This is a genomic window from Thaumasiovibrio clandestinus, from assembly GCF_047250365.1.
Lineage (GTDB): Bacteria > Pseudomonadota > Gammaproteobacteria > Enterobacterales > Vibrionaceae > Thaumasiovibrio.
The window spans coordinates 116,549-139,587 of the sequence record NZ_JBLBVL010000007.1 but is presented as its reverse complement, the minus strand read 5'-3'; the positions used below and the strand labels follow the sequence as shown (position 1 = coordinate 139,587).

The following is a 23,039-nucleotide window of genomic DNA, read 5'->3' as shown; positions in this document are numbered from 1 at the left end:
AAATTCTTCGCTACCTCACTCAATTCACATCAAATTTACCAATAGTTCCCTGCCGTTGGTAGATTCAACACATGAAGTATGTTTGCTATATCACGTCTACGCTTTGTAGTAATTATGAGAGATTAGTCATGCTTCGTTTTAGAATGCTTTGCATGACTGTCTGTAATTCGTAACTATAGTTGAATCAATAATGGACTAAAGATCACACTTAGGTGAAAGGGAAGTAATGTGGTGCAGCAACTACTGGTTTTGTCTCAAGATCGTTCCAAAGTCTACTTGAATCCCATTGGCTATCGGCCTGCTGATCATGCTCAACTCAAAGTTGATGATATTTTGGCGATATTACGCCTCTATAAAGTGGGTCAATATTATATTAGTCGCACCTTTGTAAGTGATGTGCTCGAGGGACTACACCAACAGCGCTTTACCCATGACTCAGCGCCGATGATGATTGCGGAGCGTCGTGATGCGCTGCTCTCTATACAAATAGATGATGAAGGTATGACAGCTTACGCATCCATTACCGGTGCATTTGGTGGTCGCCAGTTGGTAGAGCGGCAAATAAGACAAGCGTTGATTGATGCAGGGGTCGAGTTTGGTATTAGCGATACCCAGTTAAATGCTTTGGTTGCCCGTGGCGAGGTGTTGAAGCCTGGCGAAACTATTTCTGATATTGTCGCTATTGGCAATACGGTTAAGCAAGGCAAGGATGCGCAGTTTGTTGCTTTGGTGCAAGATGCGACGGAAAGGATATTGCGCCCCCGTGAACGTGATGACGGATCGGTCGATATGCGTGACCTAGGCGACTTCATTATGGTTAAAGAAGGTCAGCCCCTCATGCGTCGGCATCCACCAACAAAGGGCCTACATGGTAAAAATCTATTCGGGAAAATAATTAACGCTCGGGATGGGAAAGACAAACCACTTAAAAGCAGCCTCGGTAGTGTAATTAGTCTTAACGACAGTAATGTACTGGTGGCTGAGTTTTCAGGTGTGCCGCATATAAAAAGAGATACAGTAGAAGTTGATAAAGCGCTTGTTATTCCTGCGGTGGACGTTAGTTGTGGTCATGTCGTTTATGATGGTAGCGTGATTGTTAGTGGTGACGTATGTCAAGGTATGCAGGTGAAAGCGACGGGTTCTGTGACTGTAGGAGGTGTCGTTGAGTTAGCGAATATAGACGCAGGGCGCGATGTGGTTATAACGAATGGAATCATTGGTAGAAGTAGCGATATCTCAGCGTGTTGTATTACAGCACAGGGGAAAATTGTTGCCAAGTTTGCTCAGTATGCACAACTTACAGCTTATCATGATATTGAACTGCAACTTCATGCCTCCCACTGTCATATCGTTACCCACGCGAACTTGACCGTACGTGATGCAATGAAGCGTAAAGGCATGATTAATGGTGGCATCATTGAAACTGGGTATGCAGTTAGCGCTGTTGTATTAGGCTCAGAAGCCAGTACAACGACGCAACTTTCAGCATTCTCACGTTACATGCATTTGAAGCGTCAATCCACTAAGTTAAATGCAGAGAAGAAAGAGCAAATTGCCGTGATGGAGCGTATCAATAACGCCATCCTTAAAATAGAGAAAGTTGCGTCTGCCGATAAAGACCATGAACGATTAAATAAATTGGCGAATGCAAAGCACTCGACCTTACAGCGGCTAGAGAAGCTTAACCTTGCTATTGAACAATTAGAGAGAAGTATTCATACTCACTCAGGTCAGAGTCAGATTACTGCGTTGAAATGTGTCTTTGCTGGCGTTACTTGCTCAATTGCTGATGAAACGATAACAATACGCGAACAGCGTGGGCCTACTCGACTTGAGTACGATGGTTCTGCAATTATCGCTAATGCGCTTTAATCGTTAGTTAAGTGAGGATAAAACAATAACCTGACTGGTCAGAGTTCGCTTATCAGTCTCATTTTGAAATACTTAATTGCAGAACCTTGTATATAGGTTCGTCACGCTTATGCTAGTATTTACACTGTAAATTTTGATTTGAACGGTTTGAGATGTCTGATTCGTTACTCTTTCATAAAACGTATACCCATTCGACTAGCCAGGAGTGGGTTGTGTTTGTCCACGGAGCCGGTGGCAGTTCCTCTATATGGTTTAAACAGCTTCGTGCGTACAGAGAGCATTTTAATATTCTTTTGTTAGATTTGCGTGGCCACGGAAAGTCTAACAATATGCTCAAGGAGATGATTGCTAACCCTTATACCTTTAAGGAAGTGACATCTGATATTGTTAAGCTTCTCAACCATCTGTGTATCCGCCAAGCCCACTTTGTTGGTATTTCTCTAGGTACGATAATTATTCGTAACTTAGCCGAACTGGCACCCCATAAAGTGAAATCTATGGTTCTTGGTGGAGCCGTCACGCGGTTTAACACGCGTTCACAAATTTTGGTTAAGCTCGGCAATATGTGCAAGAGCTTTGTTCCTTATATGTGGTTATACCGCCTTTTTGCTTACATTATAATGCCGCAAAAAAACCAAAAAGAATCCCGCCATTTGTTTGTCCGCGAAGCAAAGAAATTGTGCCAGAAAGAATTTACCCGTTGGTTTCGTCTTGCGTCGGAAGTGAACCCGCTCATGCGCTATTTTAAAGAGAAGGAATTACCAATTCCTACATTGTACTTAATGGGCGCAAATGACTATATGTTCATTAAACCAGTTAGAGAAATGGTTGAAGTTCATGAGCACAGTTATTTGACGGAGTTTAAAGATTGTGGTCACGTTTGCAACGTAGAGAAGCCTGACGAATTTAACTTGCACTCCATCGCATTCATTCAAAAATTTGCAGCTTGATAGATAACAAAGCACGCCACTCATTTGTTTGCGTGCTTTTTTGTTTTTAGTGAGGATGTTTTTTTCTGATTAGCCAAACGTTTTAACTGTCTAAGTTATTCCTACCCTATTTTACTTCTTTTAGCGATATATGGGCACAATGTTAGATTGTGTTTAACAAAGAATTGTCGCTATTATATAGACTTGCAGTTATTGGCTGCAGCAAGCAGAATCAGCCAGTAGAGAGCAAATTTATCTGGCAAAGTGACATTGAGGAGAAAAGAATGGATTTGGCTGATATTCGTCGTGAATATACGAAAGGCGGGCTGCATCGAAAAGATCTGCCAGAGCAGCCATTGGCGCTGTTTGAAAAGTGGTTACAGCAAGCGGTAGATGCACAATTGCCAGACCCAACCGCAATGACGGTAGCAACAGTTTCACCAGATGGCATGCCTTATCAACGTATTGTGTTACTAAAGCATGTTGATCAACAAGGGTTTGTGTTTTATACAAATCTAGCTAGCCGTAAAGCGCAGCACTTAGAGGGTAATCCAAAGATCAGCTTGCATTTTCCTTGGCATCCATTAGAGCGCCAAGTGCATATTACTGGCCGGGTTGAAAAACTATCAACGTTAGAAGTACTTAAATATTTTTCGTCACGTCCCAAAGAGAGTCAAATTGCAGCCTGGGCAAGCCAACAGAGTCACCGTTTAAGTGCGCGTTCAGTACTTGAAGGTAAGTTCTTTGAATTGAAAAAGAAGTTTGAGAACGGCCAAGTACCTGTGCCCAGTTTTTGGGGGGGATACCGCGTTGTTCCAGACAGTTTTGAATTTTGGCAGGGCGGACAGCATCGTTTGCATGATCGTTTTATCTATACTCCAGAGCATAATGATTGGAATATTGAACGTTTAGCGCCTTAGTTACGAGTTTCAATCTTGGCTCTAATTGGCGTATTATGATTTCATATTTGGAGCGAAGTGCTAAAAAAAATAAATTAATCAGTAAAATACGCTGTTAGAGCTCCTTCGATTGAAAAATTATTTCTATTTTCATTATTTTGCGTTGATAGATAGATGTTACTCCCAAAAATGCGTTTCGAATTGATAAGATCAATAACTTAAAGGGGGTGTTGTTGCACTGTTTGATTTAGATCAAGCGTAGAGTAACCAACCTTTTTTAGGGTATTTATCAGTTTTGACTAACAGGGATATGATAAAAATGACCAGTTATTACCAAAGTGTACTAACCCATGCTGTAGCAAAGGGATGTCAAACACGTCGAACGTCACGTAAAGTAAAAGCTAGCTCCCTTCCTCGCTCTGCTTCTTTTAGCTTTGGGTTTCGGGCTGCCAGAGCACGTTAAATTGAAGAGGGCCGTTATGGCCCTTTGTTACCCCAAGCCATAACTTTTTAGTATTGCCAGTCCTGCACTGGTGGTAAATACAAAACCTAATGTTGTCATGGCGATAATATTTGCTGCTAAGCGATCATCGCCTTTCATTGCTTTCGCCATAACATAACTTGCTGCCGCTGTTGGGCTGGCACTCATAAAGAACAATAGTGCTAATGCACTATCTCTAAAGCCGAGCAGTATCGCTGCAATAACAATGATGCTTGGAACAATGATCAAGCGTGCTGTGGTGGAGATCAAACCTGGCCATGGATTTAACTTCATCTGCTTAAAATCGAGACTGGCGCCAGTGCATAACAGAGCAAGGGGAAGGGTCATGTCAGCAAAATAGCTACTGCTTATTAATATCACGTCGGGTAATTCAATATTAGTCAGTTTAAAGGTCGAAGCGATGAGAATGGATAAGATCAACGGGTTGCGGCTTAAAAGCTTGATCATCTTTCCGGGATTACTGTGAGATCCTGATGGGGTTAAACAGATAACAGCAAGGACATTGTAGAGCAGGGTGATAACCGCAACGTAATAGGCGCTAGCTGCGACACCTTGCTCTCCGTACGCGTTACTCATTAGTGCGACACCAATAATACCAGTATTGGCACGAAATGCCCCTTGTACCATCACGCGAGTAACGGCAAATGGGTAAGGCGACCAGTGCGTTGCAAGCATTAAGATTCCCCATATTAGCGCATTAGAGATAAGTGCAAAGCTAAGAAGGTGAAGATCTGCAGCTTGCCCTATAGGGGTTTTTACGATGCTCAGAAACAACATAGCTGGTAGCGTTAGGTTAAAGACTAACTTTGAGCCGGTATCAATAAATGCTGGCGTAATGATTTGCCTTTTTTTTAATACAATCCCCAGTATTAGCATTAAGAAAATGGGCGAGGTGATGTTAAAGGCTTCATAGAGGTTGGAAATAAAAATAGTCACTGTGATCTCTTCAGGACAAATGATCAAGGCACTACTAGGAACGATGATCATTGACTTGATGAAAGGATGATCAAGCGACTGATTTTAAACACCCAGCTAAAGTAATGCAGTTAGAAAGGTAGGTTATTAGTAATTTCATGAAAGATAAAGGTAATTTTGTACAAAACTCAATTACTAGATAAGAAAGTTGAAATGACAATGGACGTAAGTTAGGCCATCTTGATCATCGTTCCGTTGCTGCTATCTGGTTAGATCCTTGTCGAGAAAGAAAAGAAATGGGCGAAAGTGCAACTATCATCATTAAACTCGCCTAAATATAATGACAACCCGTTAACTTATACCTAACATTGTGAAGTCATTTGCTTTTCTATAGGGTAATAGATGATAAAAGCAGCGGATTATTTTAAAGGGAAGTGGCAAAACCAGTCTGTTAATAGCTTATGGGCCAATATATCACCGCTTTATATGGTTGATGAGACAGAATGGATCTTACAGTTGATCCCTTATGCCCGGAAAGATGATCAAGAAGTCATATTGATCGAAGAGCAGTCAACGACTTTAATCCGTCGTATTCGCACGGATAAACGAGCGATAGGTATGATTGATGCGCTGCTAATGGAATATAGCTTAGATAGTGATGAAGGCGTATTACTCATGTGTATCGCTGAAGCACTAATGCGGATACCAGATAAACGCACAGCGGCTTCATTTCTTCGCGATAAGTTCTCAGTCGCCGATTGGCAGGCCCATTTACAAGGGGGGGATTCTGTTTTTGTTAATCTATCAACTTGGGGTTTACTGTTAACTGGCAAGGTGATTGAGTTATCAGGTCAACCGTCGCCAGATGGGTTCTTGGCGCGGTTGATGGCCAGGTATACCGAGCCAGTCGTTTGCCAATTGATGCAAAAAGTAATGCGGGTGATGGCTTATCAGTTTGTGCTAGGGCAGAGCATAGAAGAAGCGATGACTAAAGGGGCTAAAGAGTATAAACATGCCTACCGATTATCTTTCGATATGCTGGGTGAAGCCGCATTAACGCAACACGATGCCCTAACTTACTTTCGCCGTTACTCACATGCCATTAGTGAAGTCAGTCGACAATACCCCCATGGCGATGAACGTCCTTCGGTTTCAATTAAACTGTCAGCACTCTATCCTCGCTACGAGGCCAGCAATTATCACAATGTCATGCAAAACATGTATACACAATTGCTGACTTTGCTGCAGCAAGCGCGAGCTTGTGATGTGATGATTACGATTGATGCCGAGGAGTCAGATAGGTTAGAGATCTCGTTGCAATTGTTTGAAAAGCTGCGTCGTAGTGATGAGCTTTTAGGCTGGTCGGGGTTAGGCATCGTCGTTCAAGCCTATGCCAAACGCGCTTTAGCGGTGTTAGGATGGTTAGCCAAATTGGCTCAAGATACACAAACTAGGATCCCTATACGGTTAGTTAAAGGTGCATATTGGGACAGTGAAATAAAGCACTGTCAGCAACTCGGACTGACAGGCTATCCGGTTTATACCCGAAAAGAAGCGACCGATGTGGCTTACTTAGCCTGTGCGAGATTCTTACTATGTTCAACAGTGAATGCGTGGCTCTACCCACAATTCGCCAGTCACAATGCCCACACCATTACCGCAGTGGCTGCTTTTGCAAAGAAAAGCGCTGATTTTGAATTTCAACGCCTATATGGGATGGGTGAAGCACTGTATCGCCATGCCATACAGTCTTTTCAGCGTCCTGTACGCATCTATGCGCCAGTGGGAAACCACCAAGATCTTTTACCTTATTTGGTCAGACGGTTACTAGAAAATGGCGCAAACAGTTCGTTTGTGCATCGCTTAGTTGATATTCGCTATGCGATTGATAGTTTGGTAACACACCCTGTTGATGCTCTGTTGACACATCACACCTTACCGCATCCTGCGATACCGTTGCCACAAGACATCTTTCAGCCAGAGCGAATAAACAGCCGCGGTATTAATTTGCAGGTACATAGTGAATATGTGCAATTGCAGCTGCAGGTGGAAAAATATACGCCACCCTATTGGCAAGCCTCAAATTTGATCAATGGCGACTCACGTCAAGGAGATAAACAAATTGTGCAGACAGCACCGTTTTGCCGTTCAGTTGTTGTCGGACAGGCAACGTTGGCTGATCCTGAGATTGTTCAAGAAGCATTTAACGTGGCAAAAAGCGGCGTTGAACATTGGTCAATAACCAGTGTGGCGCAGCGAGCGGAGTGGTTAGAGGCGTTTGCGCTATCACTGGAGGAGCATCGTGCAGAGTTAATCGCATTATGTCAGTGGGAGGCAGGAAAGACATGGCAAGATTGTGTCGATGAGATACGAGAAGCCGTAGATTTTTGCCGCTATTATGCTCAGCAAGCACGAGCGTTGTTTGAGCAGCAGGCATGGATAGGCAGTGATGGTTTGCCGATAAACGCTCGGCATCAGGCGAAGGGCGTCATACTCTGCATCAGCCCTTGGAACTTTCCGCTGGCTATCTTTGTTGGCCAAGTTTGTGCGGCTCTTGTCGTAGGGAATAGTGTGGTAGCAAAGCCTGCACCACAAACATCCCTGATTGCTCATCGCTGCGTAGAGTTGATGTTCGCGGCTGGATTACCTGTCGATACACTACAACTTGTTTTAGGTGGCGGTGATATCTTTGGTAATGCTTTAATCCAATCCCCTCATTTGAGCGGTGTGGTGTTTACGGGCTCGGTGCCAACGGCGAAATTGATTCAGAAACAGTTAGCACAGCGAGCGTTCCCGGTCATGTTTATTGCTGAAACTGGTGGTCTAAATGCCATGCTGGTTGACAGTACAGCGCTCCCTGAACAAGTTGTACGTGATGTCATTCGTAGTGCATTTGCATCAGCAGGGCAGCGCTGTTCTGCGTTACGGGTTCTATATGTTCAACAAGAGATAGCGCCGCAGATCATCGCATTGATCAAGGGAGCTATATCAGAGTTACAGGTAGGGGATCCTTGCCAATTAGCGACAGATGTTGGGCCAGTTATTGATGCGGCAGCCAAACAGCGTCTTCTTGATCATCTTTCCGAGTTTTCTGAGCAGATCTTGTTTCAATATGATCTTCACTCTAATTGTGCTGAAGGAAGCTTTGTCGCGCCAACATTAGTGCAGTTACAACACATGGCCCAGTTGAAGCATGAACCGTTTGGTCCGGTCTTACATATTATTACCTATGACGCGGCGGAGATCGACACGGTGATCTCGGCAATAAACCAAAGCGGTTATGGGCTAACCTTGGGGCTACATAGTCGTAATACGCAAACGTATGAGGACTTAGAGCAGAAGATAAAGGTAGGAAATAGTTATATCAATCGAGATCAGGTGGGGGCTGTTGTTGGGGTACAACCCTTTGGTGGGCTTGGCTTATCGGGCACTGGTCCCAAGGCAGGAGGGCCGTACTATTTAACCTCGTTTGTTAACTTTGTATTGGAGGAAGATAATGCAGGATGAAGCATGGACAAGTCGCTCAGTAAAAGCACGTTTGGCTCTATTATCTGCTCGAGATGCATTTCCTGACATCTACCCTCTTCTTGAGCAAGATTGCCGTCATGTATTGTGCTCCATGGATGAGGCAATCCCATTATCTGGGCCAACGGGAGAGAGTAATGAACTTTATGTGGAGCCGCGTGGCGCATTTGTGGTGTTTGTTGAACCAAATTTTCCATGGCAAACCGTGTTGCCGATTGTCGTGACACGGCTCTTACTGGCTGGAAATAGCGTTGAAATTGGTAGTGTGGATAACGTCTCGATATTACGTTTTTTTTCAGGCTTGTTAGCGTTACTGCCTGATGGTGTATTGTCTATCAATGAGCGAAATCGTATCAACTTAGACGATGCCGGAGTCGTTTGTTTGGGCGATATTGCCTTTACTGATTGTTTTCGGCAGCAAATTACGCAACGACAAGGGGCAATTATTCCATTGATATGGGTGAACTCAATGGAATCATCCATCATTTCACCCTATGCAGCAATTCAGTGGGTTCATGAGCGAACGAGAACAGTGAATTGTACCGCAATTGGTGGTAATGCGAGTTTATTGGCGTTAAATGAATGAATATTTGATAATATTTCTATTATCAAAGCAATGCTATTTTTTTGCTGTTGTTTGCTTTTGCGACATTATTTACAGTTTGTTGAAGAACAATGGAACTAACAGTTAGGGATAATCATGATTGAAAATAGTTTAGCGATCTCTGCGACCTTTATTGCTTATCTAGTAATGATGCTGTCGATTGGACTTGTTGCCTATCGAAAGACGCACAATAGCAGTGATTACTTTTTAGGGGGAAGAACATTAGGGCCGTGGCCAGCAGCATTGTCGGCAGGCGCATCAGATATGTCCGGTTGGCTGTTGTTGGGGCTTCCCGGTTATGCCTATGCTGCAGGGTATGAAGCGAGCTGGTTAGCCGGGGGGCTTTTGGCGGGTACATGGCTCAATTGGCTGATAAATGCGAAGCGACTGCGCACTTACAGTATTGTGGCAGATGACGCTATTACACTACCAGAATTTTTGTCTCGCCGCTTTAATGATCGCGGTAAGTTGATTCAGGTGATTTCTGCACTGTTTATTCTGTTGTTCTTCTTGTTTTACACCAGCTCAGGTTTGGTTGCGGGCGGAAAGTTGTTTGAAACTGTCTTTGGCTTAGATTATAAAATTGCCGTTATAGTCGGGACCGTCTGCGTGGTCTCATATACCTTGTTTGGTGGTTTCCTTGCCGTTGCTTGGACGGATTTGGTACAAGGTTTACTGATGGCTGCCGCGTTGATGATCGTACCGCTCGTCACGATGGATGGCAGTTTTTCTCAACTAGAAAGTGATCTTTCAGCCATGAACCCAGAGCTGTTGACGGTATTTCGTGATGTGAAAGGGCAACCATTGAGCTGGATTGCGATTGTTTCGTTGGTTGCGTGGGGGCTAGGTTATTTTGGGCAGCCACATATTTTAGCGCGCTTTAAGGCATCGAGAACGAATCGAGAACTGACCACAGCTCGTCGTATTGCAGTGATATGGACAGGGTTATCCATGTTCGGTGCAATGTTGGTTGGCGTGGTGGGGCTACTTTATGTTACCGAGCAAGGCATTGCACTGGATGATGGCGAGCGGATCTTTATGATTTTGGTTAACGCACTTTTCCACCCTGTGATTGCCGGGATATTATTAGCCGCGATTTTGGCGGCAATAATGAGTACGGCTGACTCACAACTTTTAGTGTCATCATCTGCGCTGGCGGAAGACCTTTATAAGCCGTTACTGCGTCCGAATGCATCGACTAGTGAGATTGTCGTTGTTGGTCGTCTTGGGGTGGTTGGGGTCTCGTTGATTGCTTTGCTTTTAGCATTTGACCCAGATAGCAGCGTACTCGGATTAGTTTCTTATGCATGGGCAGGTTTTGGTGCAGCCTTTGGGCCTGTTATTATCTTGAGCCTTTACTGGCGTGGGATGAGTAAACTTGGTGCAGCTGCCGCTATAATTGTCGGTGGTGTTACAGTGGTGTGGTGGAAACAGCAATCCGGTGGCTTGTTTGATTTATATGAGATTGTTCCTGGCTTTATTCTGGCCACACTGACCGCCGTTATTCTTAGTTTAATGGTTCGTCCGGATGAAGAGACCACTTACTTGTTTGATAAATTTGAGACCAAATTAGAAACACTCGAATAACACGATTGTTTGCCATCATTTTATTGCCCCGAGTAGCATAGTTACTCGGGGCATTTTTCTGGTTATCTAACCTGCCAGACGCGGAATTTGCGTCCTTTGATATTGCCGCTTTCTAATTTTCTCAATGCAGCGTTGACGACCTGTTTATCAACAGCAACATAAGCGCAAAAATCAAACAGGTTTATCTTGCCGACTTGTTTACCCGTAATGCCATTAGCACCAGTTAGTGCGCCAAGAATATCACCTGCTCTCACTTTTTGTTTCTTTCCGCCATCAATGCGCAGTGTGGTCATCTGTGGTTTCACTGGGCGTGCATCTACAGGGCTAGCAGGCAGAGGCTTTGGTTCGAATTGTTGCTGGGTGTAGTCTTCTAATGCAATAAGCTTTTGTACATCTCTGTCGGTAATTAGGCTGCAAGCAATCCCTTGTTGCCCGCCTCGACCCGTACGCCCTACGCGGTGAACATGTACCTCTGGATCGAACGATAATTGGTAGTTAATCACCATATCGAGTTCATCAATATCCAGACCACGAGCTGCAACGTCGGTCGCAATCAATATCGAGACACTCTTATTCGAAAATCTCACTAAGGTTTGGTCACGCTCACGCTGCTCAAGATCACCATTAATTTCAATCGCGCTAAAGCCATCGAGCAGCAACTCATCGGCAATCTCGACGGTTTCAGCTTTGGTATTACAAAATACCACGCATGAACGAGGCTGGTGTTGCAGTAGAAGGGTTTTTAACGCATTAATGCGCTCGGCATGGTCGCGCACTTGGTAAAAGTGTTGTGAAATTGTACTGTCATCATGTTGCTCAGCGACTTCCACTTTAATCGGCGAGTGCATAACTTGACGAGCAATACTTTCAATCTCACGCGGGAATGTCGCACTAAAAAGTAATGTCTGACGTTGCTTTGGTGCATAGTCGAGAACCGCATCAATGGCAGACTGAAAGCCCATTTCGAGCATACGGTCAGCTTCATCAAGCACTAGCGTATTTAGCTCAGAGAGATCAATACGACCTTTAGTTAGATGGTCTTCAATCCGCCCTGGCGTGCCGACAATAATGTGCGCACCATGTTCTAATGACCCAATTTGAGGGCCAAATGGAACGCCGCCACAGAGGGTGAGGACTTTAATGTTGTGAATTTGTCTGGCGAGTTTTCGGATTTCTTTCGCAACTTGATCAGCCAGCTCTCTTGTTGGGCACAGCACCATTGCTTGTATTCTGAAACGTTCAACATTCAGATTGTGCAACATCCCCAAACCGAAGGCCGCAGTTTTACCTGAGCCTGTTTTTGCCTGAGCGATAACATCCTTTTTATCTAAAATCAGTGGCAAAGACTTTGCCTGAATGGGGGTCATCGTCGTGTAGTTTAAAGAGGTTAGGTTATCAACCAATTCACCACGCAGCGGTAAGGAAGAAAATGGGGTACTCAATGGAATTTCCTGTCTAGAAAGCGAACTTGTGGATCAAGTTCTAATAATGACGCTATTGTAGCATTGTCACCGTCTAGAGGCAGAGATATTCGTGAAAGATTGTTTCGCGGCGAATCATGGACACAGTGATTCGCCGCAATCGTAGGCATTGTTATGCCATAGGAAGATTATTGAGTGGCAGTCTTGCTAGCATTTAGCTGCTTGCGTTTACTTGCTGCTGCGGTAAAGACAACATCTGTCGAGCTATTCAGCGCTGTTTCAGCGGAGTCTTGTATCACACCAATGATAAAGCCAACAGCAACCACTTGCATCGCGACATCGTTGGAAATGCCAAATAAGCTACAAGCGAGTGGAATAAGAAGGAGTGATCCGCCTGCCACGCCAGATGCACCACAGGCAGAAATTGCCGCAACCACACTTAACAAGACCGCGGTGGGTAGATCGACTGCAATACCCAAGGTGTGTACGGCGGCCAATGTCAGTACGGTAATCGTAATTGCCGCACCTGCCATATTAATGGTCGCACCGAGAGGAATAGAAACAGAGTAGGTATCTTCATCTAGCTCAAGCTTTTTACACAACGCCATATTCACCGGAATGTTAGCAGCACTGCTACGCGTGAAGAAAGCCGTAACACCACTTTCACGTAGGCAAGTGAGTACCAATGGATAGGGGTTCTCTTTGGTAAGAATATAAACAATCAGTGGGTTAACGACCAAAGCAATAAATAGCATCGCGCTAAGAAGAACGATAACCAGTTGCGAATAACCAGCTAGTGCACTAAAGCCTGTTTCAGCGATAGTGTTGGCAACTAAGCCAAAAATACCAATCGGGGCTAAGCGAATAACATAGCGAACAACAACGGTAACACCATTAGAGATGTCGGTTAATACGTTCTTAGTCGCATCACTGGCTTTATGTAGTGCTAGACCCAAGGCAATAGCCCAGACCAGAATGCCAACAAAGTTCGCGCTCATTAGTGCATTAACCGGATTATCTACCATCTTGAAAAGTAGTGTATTTAAAACTTCGCCAATGCCTTCTGGTGGATTGGCGCTGGCACTACTGGTCACCAAGGTTAATTCGGTTGGAAAGATAAAGCTGAGTGAAACAGCGGTAAACGCGGCCGCTAACGTCCCAAATAGATAAAGGCCGATAATGGGTTTCATGTTTCCATGTTGGCCTTTCTTTTGATTCGCAATCGATGCTGCGACCAAGACAAAAACAAGAATAGGCGCGATCGCTTTCAGTGCGCTAACGAACAAACCACCTAAAAGCCCAGCAGAGTGTGCAGCAGAAGGAGAAATAAGGGCGAGTATAATACCGGCAATGATACCGAGAGCAATCTGTTTAACTAAACTGCCTCCAAGTATCTGTTTCATTAGAGAGTTATTTCCATTCATAATTTATCCTGTTGTTTGTTTGCATTATGGTTAGTAGTAAATGTTGTTCTTATGCTCTCTTTTTAACAGAATATGTCGAATGGATCCACTATTGTGACCGTATGTGTCGTGACCGCACAGGTAATGTTGTCTTTTTGTGTTTTGCTGGTGGTGGGCATCGATTTCTTGATATTTTACAGAGATATACCTTCAGTAGTGTTACTATTCCATTTAAGCTATAGGTTACGAAGGTCGATGAAATGTATAACTTGGGGTCTGGGTTTTAGGTTAGGCGATGATAAATATAATGATAGGCATAGCGTTTATTCTGGTTCCCTTGGCTATTTTTATTTGGATGGTTAGCCACTTATCTTATGCTCATCGCGCGAAAGCCAAACAGAAAAGAGAGCAAGACGTACAATATCGCTTAGTATTAGAGCGAGCTAAGTTGTCTGAGCGAAAAGAGCGATTAGCGAAAGCGAATGAAGGCCATGTTCCTACCTTGTTATCATTGGCGAAAGAGTGTGAATTGGTCAATATAAGGGATGCCATTCATTGGTACTCGATTGCCGCAGATAAACATAATGAGATTGCCCAGCGGGCGTTAATTCGTCTTCACCGCGAAGATATTGACGACCCCTGCGGAACGGAAAAATCAGAATACTGGACAGCTGTGGTCGGGGCACGTCAAGGTGAACCTGATCAACTTTATGCGCTTGGTGAGTGCTATTTGCACGGTAAAGGGGTAGAGAGCGACCCCGAAAAAGCGCTCGACAATATCACTCAAGCGGCTGAGAAAGGAAGTACAGTAGCGCAAACTTACTTGGGAAGTCACTTTACCGAGTTTGATCCGACACGGGCATTTATGTGGTGGAGTCGAGCTGCCATTAATAACCACCTTCAGGCGCAAAAGCAAACCGCGCTTTGCTATCAGACAGGCCAAGGAACAGAGGTTAACCGACAAAAAGCGATCTATTGGATTGAACGTGCAGCGGAGCAAGGGGATTGTGAAGCGCAATATTTGGCGGCAAAGCTTCATAATAGCGGAAAGGCCAACGATGCAGCGGTCGCATATACCTGGTTTTCGATTGCTGTTGCTAATGGGTATGCAGACGCGAGGCAAGAGCGAGATGAAATGGTACCGCTGATAGGGCTTGAAACCTTGCTCAGTGTACAAGCCATTGCCAAAACCATCTTTACAAAATTAAAGCAGACACCTTATACACCCCATTGCGCGATTGATTTGCTGAATCGCGTCTATCGTAGGGAGACATATTCACCAAGCGAGGAAGAGCTAGAAATGTTATATCTCGACGACATAGACTATCTTCAAGAGCCAACCTCTGCACCAAAAGGTGATAATTTAGAAAGGCTATTGAGTGAATTTGTTGAGCCTAATCTGACACCTAGTTTTGAAGAAAAAATTTACTAGTTTAAAAAGGCAGAGTTATTACTCGAGTGATCCTGCTTGTTTATACTTGCAGCCATTGAGCCAGTTGCGGCATTGATTCAACCGTGGTGACTAAAGGGTGCTTAATGGGCTTATTATTCACTCGCTGCGGACGAAAATAGATGCTGCGCATATTTGCATTAATGCCTGCTGAAATACCTGGAATAGTATCGTCTACAAAAAGACATTCATTGACACTGTATCCCATCTGCATTGCAGCATAATGTAAAAGATCGGGTTCTGGTTTCCACACTTGAATTTCAAACGCGCTAAACAGGCGGTCTTGAAAAAAGGGCAGTAATTTTGTCAGACCGAGCGTATGGGTCATTTTTTTAACTGGGCCATTAGATGCGACACAAACATCAATGCCTTGTTGTTGCAGCGCAGAAAGAAGCTGTGGGGTGCCGGGAATAGGCTGTAATTCGGCGTTGAATGCTGTTTCACACGCTTTACGGTACATCGGTTCAAGAATTTCCAAACTCACATCAAGGCCACATTTTTCGCGTGTTTCGAGCAGAATGTCACTGAGTTTTCCACCTTGAAACCTATTCATACACTCATCTAAATCAAGCTGGCAACCGAAATGAGCGAACACATCGACGAGAGCACGTTGGCATAGACGCTCGCTATCAACGAGCGTGCCATCACAATCAAAAATAATGCATTTAATAGATGAGTTGGTCATGTGTATGCCTTGCTGTGTCACGATTTCACTTACTTGCTATTTAGCATGGTGGCTAAACGGTTATACGCGCAAGTAACAGTTTTTCCTTTTGCAACGTCGACGATGTTTTTAATGTAAGGATACACGGAGAACGCGAGAGGGATCACAGCGCGTATTATGCATCAAAATTATTAAAAAATAGTTGAATGATTGAATAAAACTATACGCACATAGTGGAATATTATCGGCGGCGAAAATTGATCTAAACCATTTAACATTCAAATTTGTGTCACGTTTTTTTATTTCTAGTTTAATTTTTCAAAAAAAATTGAGTAGAATGTACGGCAGATAGTATGCACTACGATTGACGTTGCTCCACATCTCATCATTTTACACGCTATCCTTTTTTGAGGTGTTTATACCTCATTAGTATTCTACACAACGCTTGGATGTATCATGAACAACTCATTGGTTCTTGTTTTAAACTCGGGAAGCTCTTCGCTTAAATTTGCTTTGATTGATGCCGCTAGCGGTGACGCATTGCTGACAGGTTTAGGTGAATGTTTTGGTCTGCCAGAAGCTTCTATTGGCTGGAAATATGACGGTCAGAAGTCAGAGGAAATGATCAATGCGTCTGACAATCATCACCAGCATGCGATTAACCGTATTGTAAAGCTAGTTGATGAACTTGGCTTTACTGAGCAGTTGGTTGCTGTAGGACACCGTGTTGTGCATGGCGGTGAGAAATTTACATCGACAGTACAAATCGATGATTCTGTCTTGGAAGAAATTGAAAGCCTTGCCGACCTTGCGCCGCTACATAACCCTGCGGGTGCGAAAGGTATTCGTGCAGCAATGAGTGCTTTCCCTGCATTGCCTCAGTTTGCTGTGTTTGACACTGCATTCCACCAAACAATGCCACCAAAGGCTTATACCGGTGGCGTCGCGAGTGAACTGTATACCGAATACGGTATTCGCCGTTATGGCTTCCATGGCACAAGCCATTATTTTGTAAGCCGTGAAGCTGCAAAAATGATCAATAAGCCAATTGAAGAAGGCAATTTTATTTCAGTCCACTTAGGTAATGGTGCATCGGTATGTGCTGTTCGTAATGGCGAAAGTGTTGACACTTCAATGGGCTTTACTCCTCTTGCTGGCCTAATGATGGGAACGCGTAGTGGTGACCTTGACCCAGGCGTGATTGAGTTCTTGCTGAAAAAAGGCTGGAGCCAAGATAAGATTTTCGACACCTTAAACAAAAAATCTGGTTTCCTTGGCGTTTCAGGCCTAACGAGTGATGCTCGTGGCATTTTAGAAGCGATGGAACAAGGGCATGAAGGTGCGAAACTGGCATTTGAAGTCTTCACTTACCGTGTGGCGAAGTACATTGGTTCTTACATGGTGGCATTAGGCGATATCGATGGCGTTATCTTCACTGGTGGTATTGGCGAAAACTCACTGCCAATTCGTCGCGAAATTTTGAGCTATTTGAAAGTGTTTGGTTTTGTTGAAGATCAACAAGGTAATGAAGCAGCACGTTTTGGTGCTGCTGGTGTGATTGCGAAGTCGGAAATGCTTGATGCTCAAGTCATGGTGATCCCAACCAATGAAGAATTCGTTATTGCTCAACAGTCGGTTGCTTTGCTGTAATCAGTCTATATAGAACAATGAAAAGTGAGCCCAAGTGGCTCACTTTTTTTGTCTGGAATAAAGGCGTTCAAAATTTGGAATGTTCTGCTCCCAAACGGGTGAGTCCTCCCCAATAATCGACATTAAAACATCAATAAATAACTTGGTTTTTATTGGCGCATCTCGGTGCGGGTACACCGCATAAAAGGTACCAAAATCCTCAATATTCAAATGCGTCATGATGGGTATTAACTTACCTTCAATAATTTCATTTTCGATCATCTGAGCGGTAACCACGGCAAGTGTATTTCCTGCCATCGCGCTTTTCACCACCATTTCAACATCATTTATTTCTTAGAGCGTGCGAAAGAGCAAAAAACAGCAAGTATTATCTCGGCATTTCTAAAGCATGGAGGACAAACAGAGCGCGAAGCAAAAGAGGTAGACGTAAGCCAAGCATTAGCGTAATCACCCACAACACGGCAGCAGCAATGCCCACGCGTAGAGTCACTATGGTTAATGGCGGAAGATCATTGACCGCAATGCCGACGAAAAAGAACGAGCAGAATAATTTAAATTATTCAGCCAGAATCGGATAGCGAGAACACACTAAGTGTGGTGAGATAGTGGAGTAACTATTTAAGTGTGAGTGCTGCCATGTTGACGCTATCTGAAAGTGAGATGAAAAATGCCATCGCGCAACGAGATCCTGCCTTCGACGGTCGGTTCTATTATGGCGTTATCACCACAGGGATTTTTTGTATACCCTCTTGTTCGACGAAGGCAGCCCGTCCGGAAAACTTACGGCTTTTCGCTGATATTGAATCGGCGATGCAAGCGGGCTTTCGGCCTTGTAAACGTTGTTGCCCTGCGGGAAGGGATACGCGAACACAAGCATTGGTAGGCGTGGTTCGTTATATCGAGCAGCACGCGGACGAAAAAATGACCCTTGCTCTGCTTGCCGAGATAGCTGATTTATCGCCATCTCGACTACAAAAAGTGTTTAAACAGGTCTTTGGTGTCTCCCCTAAGCATTATCAGGATGCGGTGCGAATGCGAACCTTTAAGCGTGCGCTAAAAGCTGGCGAGGGGGTGACTGAGGCGATTTACTCTTCTGGTTTTGGCTCAATAAGCCGGGTTTATGGTGAAGCGACACGAAATATAGGCATGACACCAAAAGCGTATCGGGCGGGCGGAGAGGGTGAAGTCATCTATTATGCTTGCCGAGAAACGGCATTAGGACACATGATCATGGCTGCGACGGAAAAAGGGGTCTGTTCGGTTCAGTTTGATGATGATGAAAGCGTACTGGTGCCTATGTTGTCGCATGAATTTCCCAATGCTGAGTTGGTGCTCTCTGCGTCGCAGGATTCGCCAGATCTAGACAATTGGATGGAGGCTCTAGATCAACATGTTAGTCAGGGCGCACCGCGGCCTGATATCCCGCTTGATATCAGGGGAACTGTGTTCCAAATGAAAGTGTGGCGCTTCTTACTCAGCATTAAAGAGGGGGATGTCATGACATATGGTGAGGTCGCCGCGCACATAGATAGCCCCAAAGCGGTGCGAGCCGTTGGCACTGCATGTGGAAAGAACCGTATTGGGGTGCTCGTGCCCTGTCACCGAGTATTAAGGAGTGATGGCACGTTGGGAGGCTATCGCTGGGGGCTAGAGCGTAAACGCACATTGCTGGATAAAGAAAGGATAAGAAAAGGCAAAGAATAGGCTATTGCTGGTTATCTAATCTAACAATCGCGGGATTCAGCCTGTCAGTATTCAAGTTACGCTGCAATCAGATTCGGCAAGTTGCTCTAACTTACTTTTGCCCCATTCGGTGTTAAAGCAATTACTCAGTGGTAGGTTGTGCTATTGAAATCACGGTACTTTTCCTTATATTAAGTAGCAGAAAAGCCATGACAGAAAACTTCCACTACTTACCCACTACAGATCCCTCGGCACGTCAGTTTGTGCTTGAGGAGAAGAAGGGTGGGAGTTGTGCATGTAAAGTTCGAAACCCATCAGGAAAGTGCTGCTTGGCAGACTTCCCCATAGGTCACAACACATAGGCTTTCGTTGTGGTAGTAAAAATAATCGGACGTCCCCAAGAACATGTTGCACATTTTACTTGTTTTCGAAAAGTTAAATAATCGCATAAGCTATTTTTGTAAGGTAAGATATGAATATCATTAATAACACTCCCCCTCCTAGGCGATGTATGCTGTAAGCCGATTGCTCCTTATTCGATAATTGCGACTTAAGTAAGGGAGCAGCAAACATGCCACCTAACACTGCTGTTAAAAGAATCATGTAAGGAATATCTCGGCTAAAAACTAGCTCTGGAATGATTAGCTCTTTACCTACTATCGAAGGTATAGCGATTACACCCAATAAATTGAAAATATTCGAGCCTATTACAGTTGCAAATACAATGTCATACATTCCTTTGCGTGCACCTGCAATCGCCGCTGCTAACTCTGGCAAGCTAGTTCCAAATGCTATGATAGTTAACCCAATCGTGAGTTCGCTTAAACCCGCAAGTTGCGCTAAATGAACGGCTCCCCATACCATCATTCTCGATGAGGTTAATAACAGTATTAGCATTACTAGGCTTTCCCTAGCTGCTCGACTTTTAGTTAATGGCAAAAGGTCTAGCTCATCTTGAGATATCTCGCCTTGCCTTACGGATTTTGCCAAGTAGAAGCAGTATATGGTCAGCAGAGTCACCAATAAAAGACCGTCTAACATACTTAACTTACCTGTAGACATCAGTGCGATGCAGATTAGCATTGAGCCAGCTAGTATTGGATACTCTTTTTTTATAAAGCGTTTATTAGCGTGGATGGGAGCTATTAACACAGCTGCAGAAAGAACAAGGCCAACATTAATAATATTTGAACCAATACCATTACCGATGGCCAATTCCCCAGCATTATTGAAAGCCGCAACGGCAGATACAAGTAATTCAGGGGCTGAAGTGCCAAAAGCAACAACAGTCATACCTATAAAAATCAGAGATATATTACAGTGTTTGGCAAAGGTTGCCGATGCTGAGATAAGCCTATCTGCGCTGAATGACAGAATGACGAAGCCAAATGATAATACTAAAGATGGTAGTAAAAAAGTGGTCATAAACTTGTTTATGGGAGGGCTTATAAAACACGAACAACCCCACACTTAGCCCTCGCATTAAAGTGTGTAAGTTGCTCGAGTCTCGCTGGGTAGATACAAAAGTATCACTGGTTACACCATGACGTGTGGTCAAATGTGTTGATGCAACCTTTTGCAATGCAGGCAAAGCAAAATAGCTACTCCCTCAAACTGGCGCTGAATATAACATATAGGGTTGAAAAAGCAATTTTGGATATGAGGGTGATCTGTACCATCCATACTAGCCACTACACCAACCAACTTTTCTATACTTGTAATTATTCATGAAATGCTAATTTAGCAAATCCACTGAAACAGAATTGTCCAAAGGTGAGCCACAATGGCTCACCAGCGAATTGTGATCACCAGCGAAGCTTCTCTTAGCCAAGAATGCGTTTTACTGCCGCAATAAAAGTATCAATATCGCTGTCGCTGATATCGAGGTGAGTAACCAATCGCATTGGTGTGCCTGGGGTGACAATAATCTTTTCTTTACTTAATTCCGTCGCGAGTTTTAGTTGATCAACAGCGTCGTCCCAACGCACAAAGACCATATTGGTACTGACATTATCCGGGTTAACTTGGCAATAAGGCAGTTCAGCAAGGTGTATTGCGAGCTTTCTTGCATTGGCATGATCTTGCGCCAATCGCTCTATATTGTTGGTGAGTGCATACTTACCCGCAGCAGCCAAAATACCGGCTTGTCGCATTCCGCCGCCTAGCACTTTTCGCCAGCGCCGCGCTTGTTTAATCAGCGATGGTGAGCCTAAGAGTAGTGACCCAACGGGTGCGCCAAGGCCTTTTGACAGGCAGATGGTCATGGAATCGAAGTGTTGGCTGATTTCGACAATATCGACATTTGCAGCGACAGAGGCGTTATAGACGCGCGCGCCATCAAGATGAAGTGACAGCTTGTGGCTGGTGGCAAACTGGCGGGCTTGCTTCAGATATTCCAGTGGAAGCACTTTGCCATTGATGGTGTTTTCTAGGCTTAGCAGGCGAGTCTGGGCAAAATGGATGTCGTCGGGTTTGATGGCGGCAGCGAGCTTTTTAAAGCAGAGCGTGCCGTCTTTTTCATTCTCGATCGGTTGCGGCTGAATTGAGCCTAAAATGGCGGCGCCGCCCCCTTCATAGCGATAATTGTGTGCTTGCTGCCCGCACAGGTACTCGTCGCCACGTTGGCAGTGAGCCATCAGTGCCAATAGGTTGGCTTGTGTCCCAGAAGAGCAAAAAATCGCACTTTCGAATCCGTGACGCTGTGCAGCCCATTGCTCAAGCTCATTTACGCAGGGATCATCGCCATACACATCATCTCCTACACTGGCGTTTGCCATGTGTTCGCGCATCGTTGCGCAGGGCTGGGTAACAGTGTCAGAGCGAAAATCGATAGTCATTTCATCATTCCTTATAGAGATGCGTTGCTAACGCATCATGGCATTTTGTCCGTTAGGTCACAATTCTCTTTCACTAACTTCGAAAAAAAAGAGTGGGTTTAGGCTGCTTTTCTCTTACTTTGTTGTACTGAATTGCTCAATGAGAAAATCAATCAACATTCTTACCTTGGGTGAAAGGTGGCGGTTGGCCGGATAGAGTGCCCATATTCCTTCTTTGTCATCACGGTATTGCGGCATGACTTCGATTAGGGTGCCGGCATTGAGGTGCGGATTAACGTAGTAACCAGGTAGCTGGACTAAACCGATGCCTCGGATGGCTGCGTCAAGCAGGGCGGGTCCGCTGTTGCAGCGCATTTTTCCCTGTACGCGTACAGAGCGACTTCGGCCTTGTTCTTTAAAGCGCCAATGATCTTGCGAACCAATTAAACACTGATGCTGGGTGAGTTCACTGAGAGAGTAGGGCTCGCCGTGCTGTGCGATATAGCCTGGGCTTGCACAGACATATAATTGCCTTTCACTTAGTCGGCGCGCCATTAGCCCTGAGTCTTCTAGCTTGCCGAGGCGGATCGCAAGATCCAGCCCTTGCTCTATTAAGTCGAGTTTTTGGTTGGTGAGTACCAAATCGAGTTCGAGTTGTGGATGGAGAAGCATAAAGCTGGTGATCAGCGGAGCCAGTTGCTGTTCACCGTATGTCACCGGTGCAGTAATGCGCAGTAGCCCTTTAGGACTAGATTGCATCTGGTGGATGGCAAACTCGGCATTCTCAAGCCCTTCGACCAAAGGGCGGCAGTGCTCATAATAGAGCTGACCAGCTTCAGTGAGCGAGACTTTTCGTGTTGTGCGATGCAGTAATTTAACCGCGAGACGGTTTTCTAAACTTGATACGCGACGACTAATTTGCGCGACAGAGGTTGCTAGCTTTGTTGCGGCACGGGTAAAGCTGTTGGTTTCTGCAACGGCAACAAATTCACTGATCCCTTCCCAATGTGACATAGGTACTTTGGTTCCTGTTAATACTTATTATTACATTATAGTAAAAATGATTTTCATTTTCTGGGGATTATCACAACTGAGTAATTCTCTATACTGCACGCCATA

General features: G+C 44.6%; 16 protein-coding genes and 1 pseudogene. 9 read left to right on the top strand and 8 right to left on the bottom strand.

Translation table 11 applies throughout. The features are described from left to right. Window positions 1-228: 228 nt before the first annotated feature. The 3 genes from ACKLNH_RS11910 (at window position 229) to pdxH (ending at window position 3,721) form a co-directional block, all read left to right on the top strand. A complete protein-coding gene (locus tag ACKLNH_RS11910) occupies window positions 229-1,872 on the top strand; it encodes a flagellar assembly protein A (RefSeq protein ID WP_413112475.1) in 1,644 nt (547 codons plus the stop codon). A gap of 152 nt (window positions 1,873-2,024) precedes the next feature. Further along, window positions 2,025-2,822 carry an alpha/beta fold hydrolase gene (locus ACKLNH_RS11905; RefSeq protein WP_413112474.1) on the top strand — a complete coding sequence of 266 codons (798 nt, stop codon included), beginning with the start codon at window positions 2,025-2,027 and terminating at the stop codon, window positions 2,820-2,822. A 263-nt stretch (window positions 2,823-3,085) separates the two neighbouring features. Further along, complete coding sequence (gene pdxH, locus ACKLNH_RS11900) at window positions 3,086-3,721, top strand: pyridoxamine 5'-phosphate oxidase (RefSeq protein WP_413112473.1); 636 nt, start codon at window positions 3,086-3,088, stop codon at window positions 3,719-3,721. A 469-nt stretch (window positions 3,722-4,190) separates the two neighbouring features. Here the strand turns inward: pdxH and ACKLNH_RS11895 are convergent, their stop codons facing one another. Next, window positions 4,191-5,138 carry an AEC family transporter gene (locus ACKLNH_RS11895; protein ID WP_413112472.1) on the bottom strand — a complete coding sequence of 316 codons (948 nt, stop codon included), beginning with the start codon at window positions 5,136-5,138 and terminating at the stop codon, window positions 4,191-4,193. 381 nt (window positions 5,139-5,519) lie between these two features. Between ACKLNH_RS11895 and putA the strand changes: the two genes are divergently transcribed. From putA to putP, 3 genes are all read left to right on the top strand, one after another. Continuing rightward, a complete protein-coding gene (gene putA, locus ACKLNH_RS11890) occupies window positions 5,520-8,624 on the top strand; it encodes a bifunctional proline dehydrogenase/L-glutamate gamma-semialdehyde dehydrogenase PutA (protein WP_413112471.1) in 3,105 nt (1,034 codons plus the stop codon). Next, the gene (locus ACKLNH_RS11885; protein WP_413112470.1) at window positions 8,614-9,228 is read left to right on the top strand and encodes a hypothetical protein; all 615 of its coding nucleotides are present in this window, start codon (window positions 8,614-8,616) and stop codon (window positions 9,226-9,228) included. Before putA ends, ACKLNH_RS11885 begins: the two co-directional genes overlap by 11 nt. Window positions 9,229-9,342: 114 nt before the next feature. After that, complete coding sequence (gene putP / locus ACKLNH_RS11880; RefSeq protein WP_413112469.1) at window positions 9,343-10,833, top strand: sodium/proline symporter PutP; 1,491 nt, start codon at window positions 9,343-9,345, stop codon at window positions 10,831-10,833. Between the two features lie 62 nt (window positions 10,834-10,895). Here putP and dbpA read toward each other — a convergent pair whose 3' ends face one another. Further along, complete coding sequence (dbpA, locus tag ACKLNH_RS11875; RefSeq protein ID WP_413112468.1) at window positions 10,896-12,275, bottom strand: ATP-dependent RNA helicase DbpA; 1,380 nt, start codon at window positions 12,273-12,275, stop codon at window positions 10,896-10,898. Between the two features lie 167 nt (window positions 12,276-12,442). Next, entirely contained in the window at window positions 12,443-13,657 is a 1,215-nt protein-coding gene (gene sstT / locus ACKLNH_RS11870; protein WP_413112467.1) for a serine/threonine transporter SstT, read from the bottom strand. A 295-nt stretch (window positions 13,658-13,952) separates the two neighbouring features. On the opposite strand from sstT, the gene ACKLNH_RS11865 reads away from it, so the two are divergent. After that, a complete protein-coding gene (locus ACKLNH_RS11865; protein WP_413112466.1) occupies window positions 13,953-15,089 on the top strand; it encodes a tetratricopeptide repeat protein in 1,137 nt (378 codons plus the stop codon). Between the two features lie 40 nt (window positions 15,090-15,129). On the opposite strand, the gene yieH is transcribed toward ACKLNH_RS11865, so the two are convergent. Continuing rightward, window positions 15,130-15,792: a 6-phosphogluconate phosphatase gene (yieH, locus tag ACKLNH_RS11860; RefSeq protein WP_413112465.1), complete on the bottom strand. Its 663-nt coding sequence runs from the start codon at window positions 15,790-15,792 to the stop codon at window positions 15,130-15,132. A 435-nt stretch (window positions 15,793-16,227) separates the two neighbouring features. Here yieH and ACKLNH_RS11855 point away from each other — a divergent pair, with 435 nt between their 5' ends. After that, window positions 16,228-17,421 (top strand): acetate/propionate family kinase, encoded by a 1,194-nt coding sequence (locus ACKLNH_RS11855; protein ID WP_413112464.1) that lies wholly within the window; start codon window positions 16,228-16,230, stop codon window positions 17,419-17,421. A 39-nt stretch (window positions 17,422-17,460) separates the two neighbouring features. On the opposite strand, the pseudogene ACKLNH_RS11850 reads toward ACKLNH_RS11855, so the two are convergent. Continuing rightward, window positions 17,461-17,754, bottom strand: a pseudogene (locus ACKLNH_RS11850) (LysR family transcriptional regulator); the annotation flags it as partial. A 303-nt stretch (window positions 17,755-18,057) separates the two neighbouring features. On the opposite strand from ACKLNH_RS11850, the gene ACKLNH_RS11845 reads away from it, so the two are divergent. Further along, window positions 18,058-19,125, top strand: coding sequence for a bifunctional transcriptional activator/DNA repair enzyme AdaA (locus ACKLNH_RS11845; RefSeq protein ID WP_413112463.1), 1,068 nt, complete (start codon window positions 18,058-18,060; stop codon window positions 19,123-19,125). 414 nt (window positions 19,126-19,539) lie between these two features. Here the strand turns inward: ACKLNH_RS11845 and ACKLNH_RS11840 are convergent, their stop codons facing one another. The 3 genes from ACKLNH_RS11840 to ACKLNH_RS11830 form a co-directional block, all read right to left on the bottom strand. Next, a complete protein-coding gene (locus ACKLNH_RS11840; RefSeq protein WP_413112462.1) occupies window positions 19,540-20,529 on the bottom strand; it encodes a calcium/sodium antiporter in 990 nt (329 codons plus the stop codon). Window positions 20,530-20,927: 398 nt separating this feature from the next. Then, window positions 20,928-21,935, bottom strand: a complete 1,008-nt coding sequence (gene ltaE, locus ACKLNH_RS11835) for a low-specificity L-threonine aldolase (RefSeq protein WP_413112583.1) — start codon at window positions 21,933-21,935, stop codon at window positions 20,928-20,930. A gap of 120 nt (window positions 21,936-22,055) precedes the next feature. Next, window positions 22,056-22,934 (bottom strand): LysR substrate-binding domain-containing protein, encoded by an 879-nt coding sequence (locus ACKLNH_RS11830; RefSeq protein WP_413112461.1) that lies wholly within the window; start codon window positions 22,932-22,934, stop codon window positions 22,056-22,058. Between the last annotated feature and the right edge of the window lie 105 nt (window positions 22,935-23,039).

Excerpts from the sequence above, each read along its gene's own strand:
- sstT (WP_413112467.1), bottom strand. The coding sequence starts at position 13,657 with ATGAAACAGATACTTGGAGGCAGTTTAGTTAAACAGATTGCTCTCGGT.
- putA (WP_413112471.1), top strand. The coding sequence starts at position 5,520 with ATGATAAAAGCAGCGGATTATTTTAAAGGGAAGTGGCAAAACCAGTCT.
- ACKLNH_RS11845 (WP_413112463.1), top strand. The coding sequence starts at position 18,058 with ATGTTGACGCTATCTGAAAGTGAGATGAAAAATGCCATCGCGCAACGA.
- ACKLNH_RS11905 (WP_413112474.1), top strand. The coding sequence starts at position 2,025 with ATGTCTGATTCGTTACTCTTTCATAAAACGTATACCCATTCGACTAGC.
- ACKLNH_RS11865 (WP_413112466.1), top strand. The coding sequence starts at position 13,953 with ATGATAAATATAATGATAGGCATAGCGTTTATTCTGGTTCCCTTGGCT.
- ACKLNH_RS11855 (WP_413112464.1), top strand. The coding sequence starts at position 16,228 with ATGAACAACTCATTGGTTCTTGTTTTAAACTCGGGAAGCTCTTCGCTT.
- putP (WP_413112469.1), top strand. The coding sequence starts at position 9,343 with ATGATTGAAAATAGTTTAGCGATCTCTGCGACCTTTATTGCTTATCTA.
- ACKLNH_RS11840 (WP_413112462.1), bottom strand. The coding sequence starts at position 20,529 with ATGACCACTTTTTTACTACCATCTTTAGTATTATCATTTGGCTTCGTC.
- pdxH (WP_413112473.1), top strand. The coding sequence starts at position 3,086 with ATGGATTTGGCTGATATTCGTCGTGAATATACGAAAGGCGGGCTGCAT.
- yieH (WP_413112465.1), bottom strand. The coding sequence starts at position 15,792 with ATGACCAACTCATCTATTAAATGCATTATTTTTGATTGTGATGGCACG.
- ACKLNH_RS11830 (WP_413112461.1), bottom strand. The coding sequence starts at position 22,934 with ATGTCACATTGGGAAGGGATCAGTGAATTTGTTGCCGTTGCAGAAACC.
- ACKLNH_RS11885 (WP_413112470.1), top strand. The coding sequence starts at position 8,614 with ATGCAGGATGAAGCATGGACAAGTCGCTCAGTAAAAGCACGTTTGGCT.